At 73.8% G+C, this 17,889-nt stretch carries 16 protein-coding genes; 9 read left to right on the forward strand and 7 right to left on the reverse strand.

The genetic code is table 11. The features are described from left to right. Positions 1-26 precede the first annotated feature (26 nt). Together Q0963_RS04085 and Q0963_RS04090 are read left to right on the forward strand one after the other, a co-directional pair. Positions 27-377, forward strand: coding sequence for a hypothetical protein (locus Q0963_RS04085; protein ID WP_299442971.1), 351 nt, complete (start codon positions 27-29; stop codon positions 375-377). After that, on the forward strand, positions 374-3,193 hold the full coding sequence (locus Q0963_RS04090) for a glycosyltransferase (protein ID WP_299442974.1): 2,820 nt from the start codon (positions 374-376) through the stop codon (positions 3,191-3,193). Before Q0963_RS04085 ends, Q0963_RS04090 begins: the two co-directional genes overlap by 4 nt. Before the next feature lie 15 nt (positions 3,194-3,208). Here the strand turns inward: Q0963_RS04090 and Q0963_RS04095 are convergent, their stop codons facing one another. Next, positions 3,209-4,222: a glycosyltransferase family 2 protein gene (locus Q0963_RS04095; protein ID WP_299442977.1), complete on the reverse strand. Its 1,014-nt coding sequence runs from the start codon at positions 4,220-4,222 to the stop codon at positions 3,209-3,211. Between the two features lie 8 nt (positions 4,223-4,230). After that, on the reverse strand, positions 4,231-5,751 hold the full coding sequence (locus Q0963_RS04100) for an LCP family protein (RefSeq protein ID WP_299442980.1): 1,521 nt from the start codon (positions 5,749-5,751) through the stop codon (positions 4,231-4,233). A gap of 131 nt (positions 5,752-5,882) precedes the next feature. Here Q0963_RS04100 and Q0963_RS04105 point away from each other — a divergent pair, with 131 nt between their 5' ends. The 3 genes from Q0963_RS04105 (at position 5,883) to Q0963_RS04115 (ending at position 10,025) form a co-directional block, all read left to right on the forward strand. Further along, the gene (locus tag Q0963_RS04105; RefSeq protein WP_299442983.1) at positions 5,883-7,103 is read left to right on the forward strand and encodes an LCP family protein; all 1,221 of its coding nucleotides are present in this window, start codon (positions 5,883-5,885) and stop codon (positions 7,101-7,103) included. A gap of 100 nt (positions 7,104-7,203) precedes the next feature. Continuing rightward, entirely contained in the window at positions 7,204-8,733 is a 1,530-nt protein-coding gene (locus Q0963_RS04110) for an LCP family protein (protein WP_299442986.1), read from the forward strand. Beyond that, positions 8,730-10,025: a GDSL-type esterase/lipase family protein gene (locus Q0963_RS04115; protein WP_299442989.1), complete on the forward strand. Its 1,296-nt coding sequence runs from the start codon at positions 8,730-8,732 to the stop codon at positions 10,023-10,025. Before Q0963_RS04110 ends, Q0963_RS04115 begins: the two co-directional genes overlap by 4 nt. Positions 10,026-10,046: 21 nt before the next feature. Here Q0963_RS04115 and Q0963_RS04120 read toward each other — a convergent pair whose 3' ends face one another. Further along, a complete protein-coding gene (locus Q0963_RS04120) occupies positions 10,047-11,213 on the reverse strand; it encodes an acyl-CoA dehydrogenase family protein (protein WP_299442992.1) in 1,167 nt (388 codons plus the stop codon). 116 nt (positions 11,214-11,329) lie between these two features. On the opposite strand from Q0963_RS04120, the gene Q0963_RS04125 reads away from it, so the two are divergent. Then, positions 11,330-11,632, forward strand: coding sequence for a putative quinol monooxygenase (locus tag Q0963_RS04125; protein ID WP_299442995.1), 303 nt, complete (start codon positions 11,330-11,332; stop codon positions 11,630-11,632). A gap of 70 nt (positions 11,633-11,702) precedes the next feature. On the opposite strand, the gene Q0963_RS04130 is transcribed toward Q0963_RS04125, so the two are convergent. After that, positions 11,703-12,764: an LLM class F420-dependent oxidoreductase gene (locus tag Q0963_RS04130; protein WP_299442998.1), complete on the reverse strand. Its 1,062-nt coding sequence runs from the start codon at positions 12,762-12,764 to the stop codon at positions 11,703-11,705. A 138-nt stretch (positions 12,765-12,902) separates the two neighbouring features. Here Q0963_RS04130 and Q0963_RS04135 point away from each other — a divergent pair, with 138 nt between their 5' ends. Both Q0963_RS04135 and Q0963_RS04140 read left to right on the forward strand, forming a co-directional pair. Next, the gene (locus tag Q0963_RS04135) at positions 12,903-14,072 is read left to right on the forward strand and encodes a nucleotide sugar dehydrogenase (RefSeq protein ID WP_299443001.1); all 1,170 of its coding nucleotides are present in this window, start codon (positions 12,903-12,905) and stop codon (positions 14,070-14,072) included. 56 nt (positions 14,073-14,128) lie between these two features. Continuing rightward, the gene (locus Q0963_RS04140; RefSeq protein WP_299443004.1) at positions 14,129-14,584 is read left to right on the forward strand and encodes a CoA-binding protein; all 456 of its coding nucleotides are present in this window, start codon (positions 14,129-14,131) and stop codon (positions 14,582-14,584) included. A gap of 76 nt (positions 14,585-14,660) precedes the next feature. On the opposite strand, the gene purE is transcribed toward Q0963_RS04140, so the two are convergent. Beyond that, positions 14,661-15,146 carry a 5-(carboxyamino)imidazole ribonucleotide mutase gene (purE, locus tag Q0963_RS04145; RefSeq protein ID WP_299443615.1) on the reverse strand — a complete coding sequence of 162 codons (486 nt, stop codon included), beginning with the start codon at positions 15,144-15,146 and terminating at the stop codon, positions 14,661-14,663. A gap of 38 nt (positions 15,147-15,184) precedes the next feature. Next, on the reverse strand, positions 15,185-16,366 hold the full coding sequence (locus tag Q0963_RS04150) for a 5-(carboxyamino)imidazole ribonucleotide synthase (protein ID WP_299443008.1): 1,182 nt from the start codon (positions 16,364-16,366) through the stop codon (positions 15,185-15,187). A 39-nt stretch (positions 16,367-16,405) separates the two neighbouring features. Between Q0963_RS04150 and Q0963_RS04155 the strand changes: the two genes are divergently transcribed. Beyond that, positions 16,406-16,882 carry a GtrA family protein gene (locus tag Q0963_RS04155; RefSeq protein ID WP_299443011.1) on the forward strand — a complete coding sequence of 159 codons (477 nt, stop codon included), beginning with the start codon at positions 16,406-16,408 and terminating at the stop codon, positions 16,880-16,882. Between the two features lie 11 nt (positions 16,883-16,893). Here Q0963_RS04155 and Q0963_RS04160 read toward each other — a convergent pair whose 3' ends face one another. Continuing rightward, positions 16,894-17,883: a sensor histidine kinase KdpD gene (locus Q0963_RS04160; protein WP_299443014.1), complete on the reverse strand. Its 990-nt coding sequence runs from the start codon at positions 17,881-17,883 to the stop codon at positions 16,894-16,896. Positions 17,884-17,889: the final 6 nt, after the last annotated feature.

Genomic DNA, 17,889 nt, shown 5'->3' on the forward strand with positions numbered 1-17,889 from the left:
CAGTCCCGCCGAGCCAGAGGAGTTCCATGAAGTCAAGGATCGTACAGGCCGGCACCGTGAGCGGTGTCGTGCTGGGTCTGGCCCTCGTCCTGGGTGTCGTCACCCGGGAGTGGTGGCTCGTCGCCCTCGCCGGTGCCGGGGTCGGGCTGGCCGTCCTCGTGCTCTCCTCCGACACCAACCGGCGGGTCCGGCGGCTCGAGAAGGCGATGGCCTCCGGGATCCTGCCCGAGGGCCCGGCCGCCTCCGCCGACGTCACCGAGGCCGACGTCCTCGGCACCGTGCGCCTGCTCCAGGCGCAGTACACCGGGCGCCTCGACCGCCTCCAGCACGCCGTCGAGGAGATCGCCGCCGCGTCGCGGCGCGACCGGGCCTCGTGACGTCCCCCCCTGACGGGCAGCCGATCGCCGACCGGGCCACGGTCGCCCGCGACCACGCGGCTCGGGCCGAGCGCGACCGGGACCGGCTCCTCGTGACCGCACTGCGGACCCGGTCGGTGCACAGCCGCGAGATCCTCGCCGCTCTCGCGTGGCCCGGGCACAGCCCCGACGACCTCACCGCCTGGGCGCTGGCTCCGGGAGCCACCCTCGAGGACGAGATGGACGTCGACGGCCTGGGCCGGTTCGCCATGGTCCTCGGCCTCCAGCGCCCGCTGCCCGAGGAGGTCGAGGCCGCCCTCGCGATCGGCGCCGCCGTCGAACGTGCCGGCCGGGTCGGCGACCTGCCACCGCGCGCCGTCGAGGCGATCGGCCAGCAGCGGCTCGTCACCGGTGACGTCCCGGGTGCGATGCGGCTCCTCGAGCACCCGTCGGTCCGCGCCGACGTCCTGGCCGCGGCCCGCGCCGACGCCCTCAACCCCCACCTGCCGGGCGGCTCCGCCCACGACGCGGCCGACTGGGAGGCCGCCTTCGCGGCGGCCGTCGGCGGCGACACCGCAGCCGTCGCGCTGCGCGACGGGGCGGCCGCCGTCCCCTTCGACCGCCTCACCGCCACCGCGGAGCCGGTCCGGAGCCCGGTGCGGGTCACCGTCCTCATGAGCGCGTACCGGCCCCGTCGCAGCGACCTCCTCACGGCGGTCGACTCGGTGCTGGCCCAGACGTGGACCAACCTCGAGCTCTTCGTCGTCGACGACGCCTCGGGCCCGGAGTCGGACGCCCTCTTCGAGGAGGTCGCAGCGCGGGACCCGCGTGTCACCGTCGTGCGCAAGGCCGTCAACGGCGGCACCTACCGGGCCCGGAACACCGCGATGCGGCTCATGACCGGCGACTTCCTCACCGTCGTGGACTCCGACGACTGGGTCCACCCGCAGATGGTCGAGGCGGCGGTGCGCCACCTCCTGCGCCACCCCGGGCGCGCCGGCGTGCGCACCCAGGGCGTGCGGATCACCGAGGACCTGCGGCTCACCCGCCCCGGCTACACCCCCCGCTACCCCTCGGCGGCCTCGCTCATGGTGCCGCTGCACCCGACGGTGGCCAGGGTCGGCTTCTTCGACCCGACCCGCAAGGGCGCCGACACCGAGTACGCCCGCCGGGTCGAGGCCGCCTTCGGGCAGACCCTGCGGACCCTGCCGCACGTGCTGACCTTCAACCGCACCCTGGCGGGGTCGCTGTCGGCCGAGGAGTTCTCGCGCGGCTGGCGCCACGGCGCCCGGCACGAGTACAAGAGCGTCTACGCCGCGTGGCACCGGGCCATCCGGTCCGGCACCGCCGACCCGTGGCTCGACCCCGCCGCGACCCGCCCGTTCCCGCAGCCGCTGCGCTGGGCGACGAAACCGGCCGCCGGCTCCCGGAGGTTCGACGTCGTCTTCGGCGGGGACTGGCGGCGGTTCGGCGGCCCGCAGCGCTCGATGCTCGAGGAGATCCGGGCCTGTCTCGAGGGGGGCCTGCGGGTCGGCGTCCTCCACCTCGAGGCGCTGCGCTTCATGTCGACCGACGACCCGCCGCTGTGCGAGCCACTCGTCGAGCTGCTCACCGCAGGGGCGGTCACCCTGCTCCAGCTCGACGACGACGTCGACGTCGACCTCCTCCTCGTCCGGTACCCGCTGATCCTGCAGTACCCGCCGTGGAGCCCGGCTGCGTTCACGCCGCGCCGGGTCGTCATCGTCGCGAACCAGGCCCCGCTCGAGCGCGACGGGTCCGACCAGCGCTACGTCGTGCGCGACGTCACCGAGCGCACCGCCGAGCTGTTCGGGGTCGTGCCGCAGTGGTGGCCGCAGGGTCCCACCGTGCGCGAGCTGCTGAGCGTCCAGGACGGCACCGCCGAGCTGCTGCCCACCGACGACCTGGGCCTCATCGACGTCGAGCACTGGCGCGTCCGCGACGGGCGTGACCCCGCCGCCGACGGCAGGCCGCTCGTCGTCGGGCGGTACTCGCGCGACGACGTCATCAAGTTCCCCGAGACCTTCGCCGACGTCCTCGCCGCCTACGACCTCGGCCCGGGCCACCGGGTCCGGCTCATGGGCGCCCGCACCCAGCTGCGTCGCCTCGCCGAGGCGGCCGGGACCAAGCCCGCCGGCTACCCCGCCGAGTGGGAGGTCGTCCCGCACCGGGGCGAGGACACCCGGGAGTTCCTCGCCGGGCTCGACGTGTTCGTCTACATGGACAACCCCACGGCGCACGAGGCCTTCGGCCGGGTGCTCCTGGAGGCGGCCGCGAGCGGGGTGCTCGTCATCGCGCACCCCAAGCACGAGCCCACCTTCGGGGCGCTGCTCGACTACGCGCTCCCCCACGAGGTGCCGGCGCTCGTCGCCCGGTACCGCGACCCGGCGCTCTACCACGACCGGGTGCGCCGCACGCTCGACGGGGTGCGCGCCACGTTCGGCCACGGGCGCTTCCTGGCCGAGGTGCGAGGCCTGCTGTCGGCGCCCGGCGCGCCGGCGACCGCCGACCCCTCGCCGCTGCTCCACACCCCGCCGTGGCTCCCCGACGTGCCAGCGGGCGCCCGGGTGCTCTCGGTGCCCGTCCGCAGCCTCGCCGACGGCGAACGCGCTGACGGGGTCGCGCTCGTCCTCGAGGACGACGCCGACCCGGCGGAGGTCGCGGCGTGGCTCCTCGCCACGGTCCGCGACACCGCCGACGCCGACCTCGACGATCGGCTGGGGGCGGCCGCCGCCGAGCGCGGCGTCCGGGCCGTCGTGACCTGCCGCGACGGTGTCGTCGTCCCGGTCCGGTCGGTCAGCCCCGCGCCGGCCGGCTGAGCCGGACCCCGCCGGTCAACGGCCGAGCAGGCGACGGGGCCGGGACGTGAGGAACCCCCAGCCCCAGGACCAGTGCATCGTCGCCAGGACGGGTCCGGCCAGCAGTCGGGTCCGGGCCGGCTCCCCCGCGGTGATGGCGACGCCACCGGCGGCGACGGCGAGCAGGTAGGCCGCGGGCACGACCAGCGCCGGCGGCCAGACGAGCCCGAGGAGCGTCGCCGCGCTCGTGCCCACCACCATGGCCGGGGGCGCGAGGTAGCGGGGGTTGAGCGTGCCGTCGTGGGTGCTGGCGACGACCCGCCGCCACCGGCCGTAGTCGCGGTACTGCCGCGCGAGGGCGCCGAAGCCGGACCGCGGCCGGTACGTGACGACGAGGTCCGGGGTGAACCACACCGTCCCGCCGGTCGCCCGGATCCGGTGGTTGAGCTCCCAGTCCTGGGTGCGGGTGAACCGCGGGTCGTACCCGCCGACCCGGTCGAGGGCCGACCGGCGGAAGCAGCCGAGGTACACGGTGTCGACCGGGCCCGAGCCGCCGCCGGTGTGGAAGCGCGAGGAGCCGACCCCGAGCGGGCTGCGCATCGCCGCCGCCACCGCGCGCTCGAAGGGCGAGCGGCCCTGGGCGTCCATCGTGCCGCCGACGTTGTCGGCGCCGGTGGCCTCGAGCACCGCGACGGCGGTCGAGACGTAGTCGTCGGGGATCTCCGCGTGCCCGTCGACCCGCACGACGACCTCACCCCGGGCTGCGCCGAGCGCCGCGTTCAGCGCCTCGGGTGTCCGGCCGGTGGGGTTGGGGACGAGCCGGACCCGGTCATCGGCGGCGGCCAGGCGTGCGGCCACGTCGTCGGTCCGGTCCCGCGAGGGTCCCATTGCGAGCACGACCTCGAGCGGCCCGGGCCAGTCCTGCCGGAGCACCATCGCCACGGCGTCCTCGAGGTGACGTTCCTCGTCGAGGATGGGCATGACGACGCTGACGAGCGGACGGTCGCCCGGTGTGGTGGTCGGGGTCTGCGGTGCTGGCTCGGAGGACATCCGGCCCATCATCCCGCAGAGCACACGCTCGCGAGGTCGCCGGTGTCGGCGTCGGGGTCGGTGCCCGGCCGCTCCATGACGGCCGGGGTCGAGGCCGACGGCTTCGGGGTGCTCGCCGACGACGCCTTCGAGGTGCTCGCGGAGCCCGACGCGGGCGCCTCCGTGTCGGAGGGCGCCGGGCCGGCCTCACTCGTGGCGATGGCCGCGGCCACGGTGCTGCGGACGACCTCGGGGTCGTAGTCCCACGGCTTGATGAGCGGCGGCACGAAGTTCACCGACGTGATCTTCTCCTGCTTGGTCTTCACCGCGAGCTCGGCGAGGTCGGCGAGCGCGTCCTGCGGCACGTCGGTGCGGATCAGCCCGGTCGAGGCCTTGGCGATGTCGCCGAAGTTCAGCAGGAGGGTCTGCGGGTCCAGCTGCTTGACGAGGGCCGTCACGACGCAGCGTTGCCGGGCCATCCGCTCGTAGTTCGTGGAGTCGACGCGGCTGCGGGCGTACCAGAGCGCGTGGTACCCGTCGAGATGCTGCCGGCCCGGCTCGATCCAGCCGAGAATCGGCGACTTGCCGCCACCGATCGGGGTACGGCGCTGGACCGTGATGTCGAGGCCGCCGACGGAGTTGACGACGCTGGCGAAGCCGCGCAGGTCGACCATGACGTGGTACTGGATGTCGAGCCCGGTGAGCGCCTCCACCGCCTCGGTCGTCGCGAGCAGGCCCGGGTCCTCGGTGCCCGCCGGGAACTTGTCCTTGTTGTCGGACCCCCAGGTGTACAGCGCGTTGAGCAGGCACTCGTCGCCACAGGTCCAGCCCTGCGGCATCAGGCCCGCCATGACCGAACCCTCGCGGAAGCGGATGTTCTCGGTCTCCCGCGAGAAGCCGAAGAGCACGGCGCGCCCGGTGCGGGCGTCGACGCTGGCGAGCTGGATGCTGTCGGGCCGCAACCCGACCCGCCCGGAGCCGCTGTCGCCGCCGAGCAGCAGGATGTTGTAGCGGCCCTCCGCGGCCTCGGCGGCCGGCCCGCCACCGAACATCGCCGCCATGGCACCGCGGGCGTTGCCCACCCCCACCCCGGTCCAGCCGATGAGGCCCGGCACCAGCAGGACGGCCAGGAGCGCGCCGAGCATGCCGCGGCGGTCCCGCTGGGGCAGCCGGTCGGGGCGCCCGAGCCGCCACGCGTCGACGAAGAGCACGGCCCAGCCGACCGCGACGACCACGAGCACCACCTGGGCCGCGACGAGCACCGACTCACGGGTCAGGAGCCAGAGGACGGCCGACCTGCTGACGAGGGCGAGCAGCGCCAGGGCCACCAGGGTGCCGAGCACCGCCAGCCAGACCCGCATGGCGCCCCGCCCGAGCGCGCGGCTGCCCGCGACGAGCTGGGCCGAGCCGGGCACGGCGAGCGTCATGAGCAGGAGGGTCAGGGCGCGCCGGCGATGCCGGCGGTCGGCGGACGCCTGCCAGGCCGGGGCGCGCGGCGGTGCCGCGTTTCCGGCGCGCTCGAGCACGGCCGAGCCTGTGTCGCCTCCCATGACGGGTCAGTATTCGCGCGGATCGGGCCCGCGGCCGCCAGGCGCGCCGAGAACCCCGGGGTTTCCCGTGGTACCCCCAGGGCGGCAGTCCTTGGCACACTGGGTCCTCGGCCGCAGCCGAGAGGACCCCGATGACCGACGACCACGCCCGCCCCATCCCGCGGCGCCCCGCCACCCCCGGCAGCGCCGCTCCCGGGGGCGACGACGTCTACGTCGTCGACACCCGGCGCCGGGCCGCGGGTCGCCCCCGGCCGCCCGCCCCGCCGCCGGCCCCGGCCCCGGACTCCGGCTACGACGAGCTCGGCCGCCCGCTGCCTCCCCGCCGCGGCACCCCGCCGCCGCCCCCTCCCCCGCCGCCGGGTCCCCGGCGCCGCCGCTCCGGCCGGACCGGCCTGCGCGTGCTCCTGCTGCTGCTCCTGGCCTGGGTGGCGTTCGTCGTCGTCACGCCGGCGCACGCGTGGTCCACGGTGTCCCGCGTCGACGCGAGCCCCGAGGGCGAGCGGCCCCCCGCCGGTGACGGCCACACCTACCTGCTCGTCGGGTCCGACAGCCGCGAGGGCCTCACCGCCGAGCAGCGGAAGGTGCTGGGCACCGGCAGCTCCGAGGGGCGGCGCACCGACACGATCATCCTCGTCCACGTGCCGTCGGGTTCGGGCAAGGCGGCGCTCATCTCGGTGCCGCGCGACAGCTTCCTGCCGATCCCGGGCAACGGCGAGAACAAGGTGAACGCGGCGTTCGCGATCGGGGGGCCGAAGCTCCTGGCGCAGACCCTCGAGCAGGCCACCGGGCTGCGGATCGACGGGTACCTCGAGATCGGGTTCGGCGGGTTCGCCAACGTCGTCGACAGCCTCGGCGGGGTCGACATCTGCGTTCAGAACGACATCGACGACGAGAAGGCGCACATCAACCTCACGAAGGGGTGCCAGACCCTCGACGGGCCGACGGCGCTCGGCTACGTCCGCGCCCGCTACTCCGACCCCAAGGGCGACATCGGCCGCGCCGAGCGGCAGCGCCAGTTCCTCGGCGCGGTGATGAAGAAGGCCGCCACCCCCGCGACGGTGCTCGTACCGTGGCGCTGGTGGGGGTTCACGCATGCGGGCGCCGAGGGCGTCCTCGTCGGTGAGGACACCGGGCTCGTCGACGGGTACCGAATCGCCGCCACGATGCGGGCCGTCTCGAACGACGACGCGCTGAGCCTCGTCGTCCCGATCGCGAACGCGAACGCGACGACGTCCGCGGGCAGCTCGGTGGTGTGGAACGACGAGCGCGCCCAGGAGCTGTTCACCATGCTCCGCGAGGGGACCCCGCTCGACGCGCCGCCGCCCGGGACCGACGGCGAGCCGACCGGCTGACCGCACCCCGGTCGCACTCAGGGTCCGTCCAGACCCGGCGGTTAGACTCGCCCGGTCCCTCGACGGGGACGTCCAGGCGACACCGAAGGGGAAGTACCGAGTGGACGGCGCGCGGCCCGAGGGCTCCGTACCCCAGGACTCCGGCGACCCCTTCCCCCGGCGACGTGAGCTCCACGGCCGCGCCGCCCGCGGCTCCGGTCCGTGGCGGCGCCGCATCGTCGTCGGGCTCGTCGTCGTCCTCGCGCTCGGTGGCGCCGGCGCCGCGTGGGCCACCTGGCAGCTCAACTCCAACATCACCAAGGTCGACGTCTCGGACGCCATCGGCAGTGACCGTCCCACCCGTGCCCCGCAGGCCACCGAGGCCGTCAACCTCCTGCTCATCGGCTCCGACGACCGCACCGGCGAGGGCAACGACACCTACGGCGAGGTCGCCGAGGACCCGGGCCAGAAGTCCGACACCAACCTCCTCGTCCACCTGTCGGCGGACCGGACCTGGGCGACGGTCGTCTCGATCCCCCGCGACTCGATGACCATGGCGCCGCCGGAGTGCTCCGAGGACGCGCCGAAGGACCAGTGGGTCACCCGGCAGTGGAACCACAACTACAAGCTCGGCGGCACGGGCTGCCTCATCCGGACCCTCGAGGGCAACACCGGCGTCTTCGTCGACCACTACGCCGTCGTCGACTTCCGCGGGTTCAAGGCCATGGTCGACGCCCTCGACGGGGTCGAGGTGTGCACGACCGAGGCGATCGACGACCCCAACTCCAAGCTCCAGCTGACCGCGGGCTCGCACACCCTCGACGGGGAGCAGGCCCTCGCCTACGTCCGGACCCGCAAGTCGGTCGGCGACGGCTCGGACCTGGGCCGGATCAAGCGCCAGCAGGCGTTCCTGTCCTCGGTGGCCCAGGAGGCGACCTCGAGCCGGCTGCTCTTCCAGCCGACCCGGCTCTACGGGTTCCTGGACGCGGCCACGAAGTCGCTGACGACCGACCCGGGCTTCGGGCTCGGCACGATGAAGGATCTCGCGGAGTCGGTGCGCGGCATCGGCCTGGACAACATCGAGTTCCTCACGGTCCCCAACGAGCCCTTCCCGCAGGACCCCAACCGGGTGCAGTGGCAGGACTCCGCCGAGGTCATCTGGGAGTCGCTGCGCGAGGACCGCCGGATCGGGGAGGAGCCGGACCCCGAGGCGACCCCGTCGCCCAGCGCGAGCCCGCTCACGGCCTCCCCCGCCGACATCTCGGTGCAGGTGCTCAACGGGTCCGGGGCCCCCGGCCTCGCCGGCCAGGCCGGGGCGATGCTCGCCGTCCAGGGCTTCACCGTCACCGGCACCGGGAACGCCGCCGAGGCCCCGAAGGGGACCCTCGTCGAGTACTCGCCCGGTCAGGAGGAGTCCGCCCGCACGGTGGCGGCCGCGTTCCCGGGAGCGCGGCTCGAGGAGGCCACCGGCCTCGGCGCGGTCGTCCGCGTCACGCTCGGACCCGGCGCGGAGAACGTCGTCGAGGTGCCGAACCGCACTGGCTCGGACCCGCTGCCGACCCCCACCGTCACGGCGCCCTCGCCGACGCCGAGCCCGACGCCCACGATCGAGGCCCGCACGGCCGACCAGGACATCTGCTCGACGTCGTGACCCGGGCCGAGACCGGCAGGCGGCCGAGGCGGCGGCCGTCCCTGCTCTGGATCCCCGTGCTGCTCGCCGTGGTCGGGGTGGCCGTCGTCGTGGCGCTCCAGCTGCGGGTTCCCGCCCGCGGCGTCGACCGGTGCGCACCGCCCGCCTCCGCCGTGGCGGCCGACGGGGAGGCCTGGGTGGCCAGCTGGGGAGCCGCGATGCAGGCGTCCCTCCCGGACGGGCCGTCGGCGCAGGGGTTCGCCGGACGTACCCTGCGCCAGCCGGCCCACCTCTCCCTCGGCGGCCGGCAGGTGCGGGTCAGCCTGTCCAACGCGTTCGGGGACCGGCCGCTCGTGGTCGGGGCGGCCACCGTCGCGCGGTGCGACCCCGAGGGCGGGGCCCGCACGCAGGGGCCGCAGCACCCGGTCACCTGGGACGGCCGGACCGCCGTGACCATCGCCCCGGGCGCGACACGCAGCTCGGACCCGGTCGACCTCGCCGTGGCCGACGGCACCGACGTCCTCGTCAGCACCTACCTGTCGCAGCCGGCCGGCGCCGTCACCTGGCGGCCGTACGCCTGGGCACGGACCTTCGCCGCGGACGGGGACGCCACCGGGTCGGCCGGGGACGGCTTCGAGGTGCTCGGCTCGTCGCTGTACTTCCTCACCGGCGTCGACGTCCTCGCGCCCAGCGACGGGGCGGTCGTCACGCTCGGGGACTCGATCACGGAGGGGTGCTGCTCGTCGGCCTTCGTCGACGCGCACGTGTCCTACCCCGACGTCCTGGCCCGGCGCCTCGCCGCGCTGCCTCCCGGTTCGCGGATGGCCGTCGTCAACGCCGGGATCTCCTCCAACCAGGTGCTCACCGACCTCATCGGCGAGCGGATGACCGGGCGGGTGGCCCGCGACGTGCTCGAACGGCCCGGGGTGCGCACCGTCGTCGTGCTCGGCGGGGTCAACGACCTCGTCCGCTCCGGAGGCACCCTCCCCGCGGACCGGCTCACCGCGGGGTACCGCGAGATCGTCGCTCAGGCCCACGCCGCCGGGGTCCGCGTCGTCGGGGCCACCGTGCTCCCGTACGGGGCGAACCCGCGGCACACCGAGCAGGCCGAGCGGACCCGGCAGGCCGTCAACGAGTGGATCCGCACCAGCGGGGTGTTCGACGCCGTCGCCGACCTCGACGCCACGACCCGCGACCCCCTGGCGCCGGACCGGCTGCTGACGGAGTACGACTCCGGCGACGGCATCCACCCGAGTGCCGCGGGCTACGCGGCGATGGCCGAGGCGATCCGGCTCGCGGACCTCGCCCCGTGATCACCCGGAGGTCGACGCGGGTCAGCCCTTGAGCAGCTGGCGGGCCATGACGATGCGCTGCACCTGGTTGGTGCCCTCGTAGATCTGGGTGATCTTCGCGTCGCGCATCATCCGCTCGAGCGGGAAGTCCCGGGTGTAGCCGGCGCCGCCGAGCAGCTGGACGGCGTCGGTCGTCACCTGCATCGCCACGTCGGAGGCGTAGGCCTTGGCCGCCGCCCCGAAGAACGGCAGGTCGGGGTCGCCCCGCTCGGACTTGGCGGCGGCGACGTACACGAGCTGGCGGGCGGCCTCGAGCTGCATCGCCATGTCGGCGAGCATGAACTGGATGCCCTGGAACTCGGCGACGGCCCGCCCGAACTGCTGGCGCTCCTTGACGTACGCGACCGCGTGGTCCAGCGCGCCCTGGGCGATGCCGACGGCCTGCGCGCCGATCGTGACCCGGGTGTGGTCGAGGGTCTGCAGCGCGAGCTTCAGGCCCGAGCCGACCTCGCCGACGACCCGGTCGCCGGGGATGCGGCACCGGTCGAAGTGCAGCTCACGGGTGGGGCTGCCCTTGATGCCGAGCTTGCGCTCCTTCTCGCCGACGGTGAAGCCCGCGTCGTCCTTCTCGACGACGAACGCGGTGATGTTGTTGCCGCGCGGCCCGTCGGGGTCGGTGACGGCCAGGACGGTGTAGAACCCCGAGACCCCGGCGTTGGTGATCCAGGACTTCTGCCCCGAGATGACCCAGTCGTCGCCGTCCCGGACGGCCTTGCACCGCATCGCGGCGGTGTCGGAGCCGGCCTCGCGCTCGGAGAGACCGTACGAGAACGTCGTCTCCCCGGCGGCGAGCGGGGTGAGGTAGCGCTTCTTCACGTCATCGTCCGCGGCGAGGATCAGCGGCATCGAGCCGAGCTTGTTGACCGCCGGGATGAGGCTGGAGGAGGCGCAGACCCGAGCGACCTCCTCGATGACGAGGCACGTGGCGAGGGCGTCGGCCCCGACGCCGCCGTACTCCTCGGGGACGTGCGGGGCGAAGAAGTCGGACGCGACGAGCGCGTCGTGCGCCTCCTGCGGGTACCGCGAGTCCTCGTCGACCTCGGCCGCGTACGGGGCGATCTTGTCCTCGGCCACCGCACGGACGGCCTCGCGGATCGCCTCGTGGTCCTCGGAGAGGCGGTAGGTGTCGAAGTCCGGGTTGCCGCTCATGACCTCGATGTTACGGGTCAGTACGACCGGGCGGCCCAGCCGTCAGGCCACTCCTGGTGTGCTCTGCACCACCTGCCCGGAGTCACACCCTCCGGCCGTCTCTGGGATGCTGGCCCATGACCTTCGTCAACGTAGGGACCCTTGGATCAGTCACGGGCAAGCGAGACCTTCTCGTCGAGATCCTGACCCGGCGCAGTGCGGACCTCGAGTCGGCCGGCTGCCTGCTCTACGAGGTCGGGGTCAGCGACGACCAGCCGGACACCGTCTTCGTGGCGGAGCTGTGGACGTCGGCCGCGGCACACGGCAGGTCCCTCCAGCTGGACAGCGTGCAGGCGGCCATCGCGGAAGCTCGCCCGCTCCTGTCCGGAGACATGGGCGGCTTCCGATTCGAGGTCGTCGGCTCCCCACTCAGGGACTGACCCGAGCCGGCATCGCACCGATCTGCCGCGCCGGCGAGCCCGGGCCCGCGACCTGGCGGAAGCCCCCCGGTCACTCCCCGCGCAGCAGGTGCCAGAGGTGGCCGTGGTGCTCCCGGTCGCCGAGCTCGGGCAGTACCTCCCGCTCGAACAGCTGGACGCCGCTGAGGTCGTAGGCCTGCTCGACGAAGTACGTGATGGCGTACGTCATGCCGCGCCGCTCGAGGTCGCGCAGCGTCTCGACGATCTGCTCGGGGGTCCCGACGAGCGGTCCGTCGGCGAACGACTTCACCGCCTTCTCGACGACGTCGTCCGGCAGCCCGGCCGAGGCGTAGTGGTCGCGGATCCAGCCGAGCCGGTCCTGGACCTCGCGGTCGGTGCGCCCGATGACGACGTTGAAGTTCGCGCTCCGGACGATCTCGTCGTAGTCCCGCCCGAGGTCGCGGCAGTGCTCCTGGAGGATCTGCGACTTGTGCGTGAACTCCTCCGGCATCCCCGAGAAGTTCGTGTAGTCCGCGTACTCCGCCGCGATGCGCAGCGTCTTCCGCTCCCCGCCGCCGGCGACCCACATCGGGATCCCGTTCATCTTCGAGCCCGGCTGGACCGTGCCCTGGAGGGGCTGCGGGTAGCACATCGCGCCGTCGGCCTGGTAGTGCTCGCCGTCGAGGGTCGCCGACCCGGTCGTCCACATCTGGCGCATGATCTCGACGCCCTCGCGGAGCCGCGCCAGCCGCTCGCCCGCCCGCGGGAAGCCGTAGCCGTAGGCACGCCACTCGTGCTCGTACCACCCCGCGCCGATGCCCATCTCGAGCCGACCCTCGGACACGGCGTCGACCGTCGCGGCGACCTTCGCGAGGTAGGTGGGCTCGCGGTACGACATGCACGTGCACATCTGGCCGAGCCGCACCCGGCCGGTCACCCCGGCGAACGCCGCCATGAGCGACCACGCCTCGTGCACGCCGGCCTCGGTGGGGTCGGGCACGGGGTGGAAGTGGTCGTAGACCCAGATGGAGGACCAGTTCTCGATGCCGTCGGCCCGGCGGGCCAGCCCGGCCATGACGCCCCAGTGCTGCGCCGGGTCGATGCCGACCAGGTCGTGGCGCCAGCCCTGCGGGATGAACAGTCCGAACTTCATGCGGGTCTCCTCGCGGTGTCGTGGTGCTCCCGATCATGCCGCAGCGTCGTGGGCCCGGACGCCCAGGGCTCCGCCGCCGCGGCCAGGGACGCCCTCCCGGCTGGGGTCGGGCGGGCGCGCGACCCTAGTCTGTACGTCGTGAGCCCCACCATCTGCGTCGTCGGCACCTCCTACGTCGGCCTCTCCCTGGCCGTCCTCCTGGCCCGCACCCACGACGTCGTCGCCTACGACATCGACGAGTCCCGGGTCGAGATGCTGCGCGCGGGTCGCAGCCCCATCGCCGACCCCGACATCGAGGAGCACCTGCGCGCCGGCGGTCTGCGCCTCACCGTCACCGCCGACATGAACGAGGCCTACCCCGGCTGCGAGTACGTCGTCGTCGCCACCCCCACGAACTACGACGAGCGCACCAACTACTTCGACACGAGCAGCGTCGAGCAGGTCGTCGCCGACATCCGCCGGCTCGAGCCCGGCGCCACCGCCGTCGTGAAGTCGACCGTCCCGGTGGGCTTCACCGCCGCCCTGCGCGAGCGGCTCGGCACCGACCGGGTCGTCTTCTCGCCCGAGTTCCTCCGCGAGGGCAAGGCGTTGCACGACAACCTCCACCCGTCCCGGGTGGTCGTCGGCGACCGCGGCCCCGCCGGCGAGCGCTTCGCCCGGATGCTGGCGGACGCCGCCCTCGACGAGGACGTGCCGGTGCTGCTCACCGACAGCACCGAGGCCGAGGCCATCAAGCTGTTCGCCAACACCTACCTCGCGATGCGGGTGGCCTACTTCAACGAGCTCGACACCTACGCGGCGACGCACGGCCTGGACACCCGCCAGATCATCGAGGGCGTCGGGCTCGACCCGCGCATCGGCGCGCACTACAACAACCCGAGCTTCGGCTACGGCGGGTACTGCCTGCCGAAGGACACCAAGCAGCTGCTCGCCAACTACGCGGACGTGCCGCAGACCCTGATCGGCGCCATCGTCGACGCCAACACGACCCGCAAGGACTTCGTCGCGACCGACATCCTCGCGCGGCGGCCCGAGGTGGTGGGCATCCACCGGCTCATCATGAAGGCGGGCTCGGACAACTTCCGGTCCAGCAGCGTCCAGGGCGTCATGAAGCGCATCAAGGCCAAGGGCGTGCACGTCATCGTCCACGAGCCGGAGCTGGACGGGGAGGACTTCTTCGGGTCCCCCCTCGTCTCGCTCGAGGAGCTCAAGGAGCGCAGCGACGTCATCGTCGCGAACCGGCTCGTCCACGAGCTCGAGGACGTGGCGGAGCGCGTGTACACCCGCGACCTGTTCGGCCACGACTGAGCAGCACGCCGCGACGGGCAGGTTTGCGGACCGTCGCAGGGGGCATGATGAGGGCCATGGGCACACTGCGACACCAGAACGACCCGCACCTCATCCGTGAGCTGCTCATGGACCCCGGCATCTGGGTGATCGTCGGGCTGTCCACGAACGAGTCCCGGCATGCCTGGTCGGTGTCGCGCTGGCTCCATGTCGAGCTCGGGAAGCCGATCATCCCGGTGCACCCCAAGGCCGAGACCGTGCACGGCGCCCAGGGCTACGCGTCGCTCGCCGACATCCCCGACCAGGACCTCAAGGTCATCGACTGCTTCGTCAACTCCGAGCACGTGGGCGCCGTCGTCGACGAGGCGATCGAGCACAAGGACCGGCTCCTCATCGACGCCGTCTGGCTGCAGGCCGGGGTCATCGACGAGGCCGCCGCCGAACGGGCCCGCGCGGCCGGCCTCGGCGTCGTCATGGACACCTGCCCCAAGATCGAGTGGCCGAAGATCCGCAGCGACGGCATGTACCGCTGACCTCGACATGTCGGGGTCACCCCGGAATGTCAGCGAGACCGGGCCTCCGAACCCGTGCCCGCCTGACGAACCCCGGTCAGGCGTCCCGTCGCTCCCGCAGCGCCGCGCCCTTCGCGTGGGCCTGGTCGCGCAGTGCGCCGCGGAACTCGCCCATCGCCGCGCGCAGCCGCTGGGCCTCGGCCCCTTCGCCCGCACCGAGGATCCGCGCCGCGAGCAGCCCCGCGTTGCGCGCCCCGCCCACCGACACCGTCGCCACCGGCACGCCGGCCGGCATCTGCACGATGGAGAGCAGGGAGTCCATCCCGTCGAGGTACCGCAGCGGGACGGGTACCCCGATGACCGGCAGCGACGTCACCGACGCGAGCATCCCGGGCAGGTGCGCCGCCCCGCCGGCACCGGCGACAAGCACGCGCAGCCCGCGGGCCTCGGCGATGCGGCCGTACTCGAGCATCTCCTCGGGCATCCGGTGCGCCGACACGACATCGACCTCGCACCTGACGCCGAACTCGTCGAGCGCCTCGACCGCCGCCTCCATGACGGGCCAGTCCGAGTCCGACCCCATGACGACGCCGACGACCGGCGACTCGTGCTGCTGCGTGCTCACTCCGTCACCACTCCTGTGAGGTAGTCCGCCGCGTGCCTCGCCCGCTCACGCAGGTCGGCGAGGTCGTCGCCGGAGACGTTGACGTGGCCGATCTTGCGGCCGGGACGCACGCCCTTGCCGTACAGGTGCACCTTGGCCTCGGGGTCGCGCGCCATGACGTGCCGGTAGGCCGGGTACAGCTCGGGGTAGTCGCCCCCGAGGACGTTGGCCATGACCGTCCACGCGGCCCGCGGCCGCGGCGCGCCGAGCGGCAGGTCGAGCACCGCCCGCAGGTGCTGCTCGAACTGGCCGGTCACGGCCCCGTCCATCGACCAGTGCCCCGAGTTGTGTGGGCGCATCGCGAGCTCGTTGACGAGGACGGTCGTGCCGCCCCCGGGCGTCTCGACCTCGAACAGCTCGACGGCCATCACGCCCGTGACGCCGAGCTCGCCGGCCACCCGCAGCCCCGCCTGCACCGCCCCTGCTGCGACGTCCGCGTCGAGATCGGGCGCGGGCGCGAGCACCTCGGTGCAGATGCCACCGGTCTGCACGGTCTCGACGACCGGCCACACGGCGGCCTGCCCGGACGGGCTGCGGGCGAGCAGCACCGCCAGCTCGCGGCGGAACTCGACCTTCTCCTCCAGGAGCAGCCCGGTGCCGGCCTCCGCCGCCCGGCGCAGCCAGTCGTCGAGCTCGGCCGCCGAGGACGCCACCAGCACCCCCTTGCCGTCGTACCCGCCGCGCGGCGTCTTGGCGACGACCGGCCAGCCGACCTCGGCGCCGAACGCCTCGACGTCCTGCACGGTGTCGGCCCGGACCCATCGCGGGCACGGCACGCCGAGGCCGGTGAGCCGCTCGCGCATGGCGAGCTTGTCCTGGGCGAACAGGAGGGCCTCCGGCGACGGGTGCAGCGCGACGCCGTCTGCGACGAGCAGGGCGAGGATCTCCTGGGGGACGTGCTCGTGGTCGAAGGTCACGACGTCGCACTCGGCCGCGAACCGGCGCACGGCGTCGACGTCGGTGTGCTCGCCGACCGGGGCGCTGGGCACGACGAGCGCCGCACTGGAGTCGTGCGCGTCGGCGAGGACGCTGAGGGTGACCCCGAGCTCGGCCGCCGGGCCAGCGCACATCCGGGCGAGCTGGCCACCCCCGACGATGCCGACGACGGGGAAGCCTCCGGGCGCACGACGTGGGGTCACTCGGCGAGGATAACGACCCCGCGTCGTTAGGCTGCACGGGTGACCGCCCAGGACACCCCGACCCAGGGGCCCATCGGCCGCGCGCTCGACGCCGCCCGGGGGGCGCTCGACGTCCTCTACCGCGAGATGATCAAGTTCGGCGTGGTCGGCGCCGTCGCCTTCGTCGTCGACCTGGGCCTGGCGAACATCCTGTGGCACACCGTGCTCGACGACAAGGTCACGACCGCGAAGATCATCTCGGGCGCGGCCGCCACGCTCGTCGCCTGGCTCGGCAACCGGCAGTGGACCTTCCGGCACCGGCGGAGCCGCCCGATGCACCACGAGGTCGCCATGTTCTTCGGCGTCAACCTCATCGCGCTCGGGATCTCGGCCTTCACCCTCGCCGTGTCGCACTACGGGCTCGGCTTCACCTCGACCCTCGCCGACAACATCGCGACGATCGTCGGGATCGGCCTCGGCACGCTGTTCCGCTTCTGGGCGTACCGGCGGTTCGTGTTCGCGCGCGAACCCCTCTGACCGGCCCGGGGTCAGCGTTCGCTGGAGGACAGGAACAGCGCGAAGACGGGCGGGGTCGCGCGGGCCAGCTCGAGCCGGCCGCCGACCGCCTCGGCGAGGTCCCGCGCCAGGGACAGCCCGAGCCCGGACCCGGAGGACGACACCGACCGCTCGAAGATGTGCGGGGCGATCGTCGGCGACACCCCGTCGCCCTCGTCGCTGACCTCGATGACCACCGACGGCCCGGCCCGGCGCGCGCTGACCTCGACGGTGCCCCGGCCGTAGGCGAGGGAGTTCTCGAGCAGCGTCGTGAGGATCTGCCCGAGCGAGACCGGCGTCGCCCGGACGACGAGGCCGCGCTCGCCGCTGACGTGGATGCTCCGCCGGGCGGAGGCGAAGGCCGGCTGCCACTCCCGCTGGAGGGAGGCGAGGACGGAGTCGAGGGACACCGCCGGGTTCGCCTCGACCCCGCTGCGGGTCCGGCTCATGAGGTCGTCGACGACCTTGCTCAGCCGCTCGACCTGGCCGATCGCGATCGCCGACTCCTCGGCGACGACCGCGAGGTCCTCGGTCACCGAGATCTCCTCGAGCCGCATGAGCAAGGCGGTGAGCGGCGTCCGGAGCTGGTGCGAGGCGTCCGCGGCGAAGTCCCGCTCGGACGCCAGCCGCTTGGCCCCCTGCTGCGCGCCGCGCACGAGGGCGGCGTCGAGCCGGTCCATCTCCTCGATCCCGGACTCGAGCGGGACGGGGCGGGTGTCACCCGCCGCGAGCCGCTCCGCCCGCTCCCGCAGGGTCCCGAGCAGGCCGGTGATCCGCAGTGCGGAGCGCTCGCCGAGCCATGCCGCGGCAAGGAGGGCGAACCCGGCCGCCCCGACCAGCGCCGCCGTCGGGACCCACCAGCTCGCGCCGACCCCGTCGAGCGACACCGCGCCCTGCTGGACGAGCAGGGCGCCGGCGAAGGACATCGCGAGGAGTGCGACGACGGCCGTCTCCAGGGCCGTCAGGACGACGATGCGGCGCACCGGCGA

Source organism: uncultured Phycicoccus sp., assembly GCF_947495705.1.
Taxonomy (GTDB): domain Bacteria; phylum Actinomycetota; class Actinomycetes; order Actinomycetales; family Dermatophilaceae; genus Phycicoccus.

Excerpts from the sequence above, each read along its gene's own strand:
- Q0963_RS04085 (WP_299442971.1), top strand. The coding sequence starts at position 27 with ATGAAGTCAAGGATCGTACAGGCCGGCACCGTGAGCGGTGTCGTGCTG.
- Q0963_RS04095 (WP_299442977.1), bottom strand. The coding sequence starts at position 4,222 with ATGTCCTCCGAGCCAGCACCGCAGACCCCGACCACCACACCGGGCGAC.
- Q0963_RS04100 (WP_299442980.1), bottom strand. The coding sequence starts at position 5,751 with ATGGGAGGCGACACAGGCTCGGCCGTGCTCGAGCGCGCCGGAAACGCG.
- Q0963_RS04105 (WP_299442983.1), top strand. The coding sequence starts at position 5,883 with ATGACCGACGACCACGCCCGCCCCATCCCGCGGCGCCCCGCCACCCCC.
- Q0963_RS04120 (WP_299442992.1), bottom strand. The coding sequence starts at position 11,213 with ATGAGCGGCAACCCGGACTTCGACACCTACCGCCTCTCCGAGGACCAC.
- Q0963_RS04125 (WP_299442995.1), top strand. The coding sequence starts at position 11,330 with ATGACCTTCGTCAACGTAGGGACCCTTGGATCAGTCACGGGCAAGCGA.
- Q0963_RS04130 (WP_299442998.1), bottom strand. The coding sequence starts at position 12,764 with ATGAAGTTCGGACTGTTCATCCCGCAGGGCTGGCGCCACGACCTGGTC.
- Q0963_RS04140 (WP_299443004.1), top strand. The coding sequence starts at position 14,129 with ATGGGCACACTGCGACACCAGAACGACCCGCACCTCATCCGTGAGCTG.
- purE (WP_299443615.1), bottom strand. The coding sequence starts at position 15,146 with ATGGGGTCGGACTCGGACTGGCCCGTCATGGAGGCGGCGGTCGAGGCG.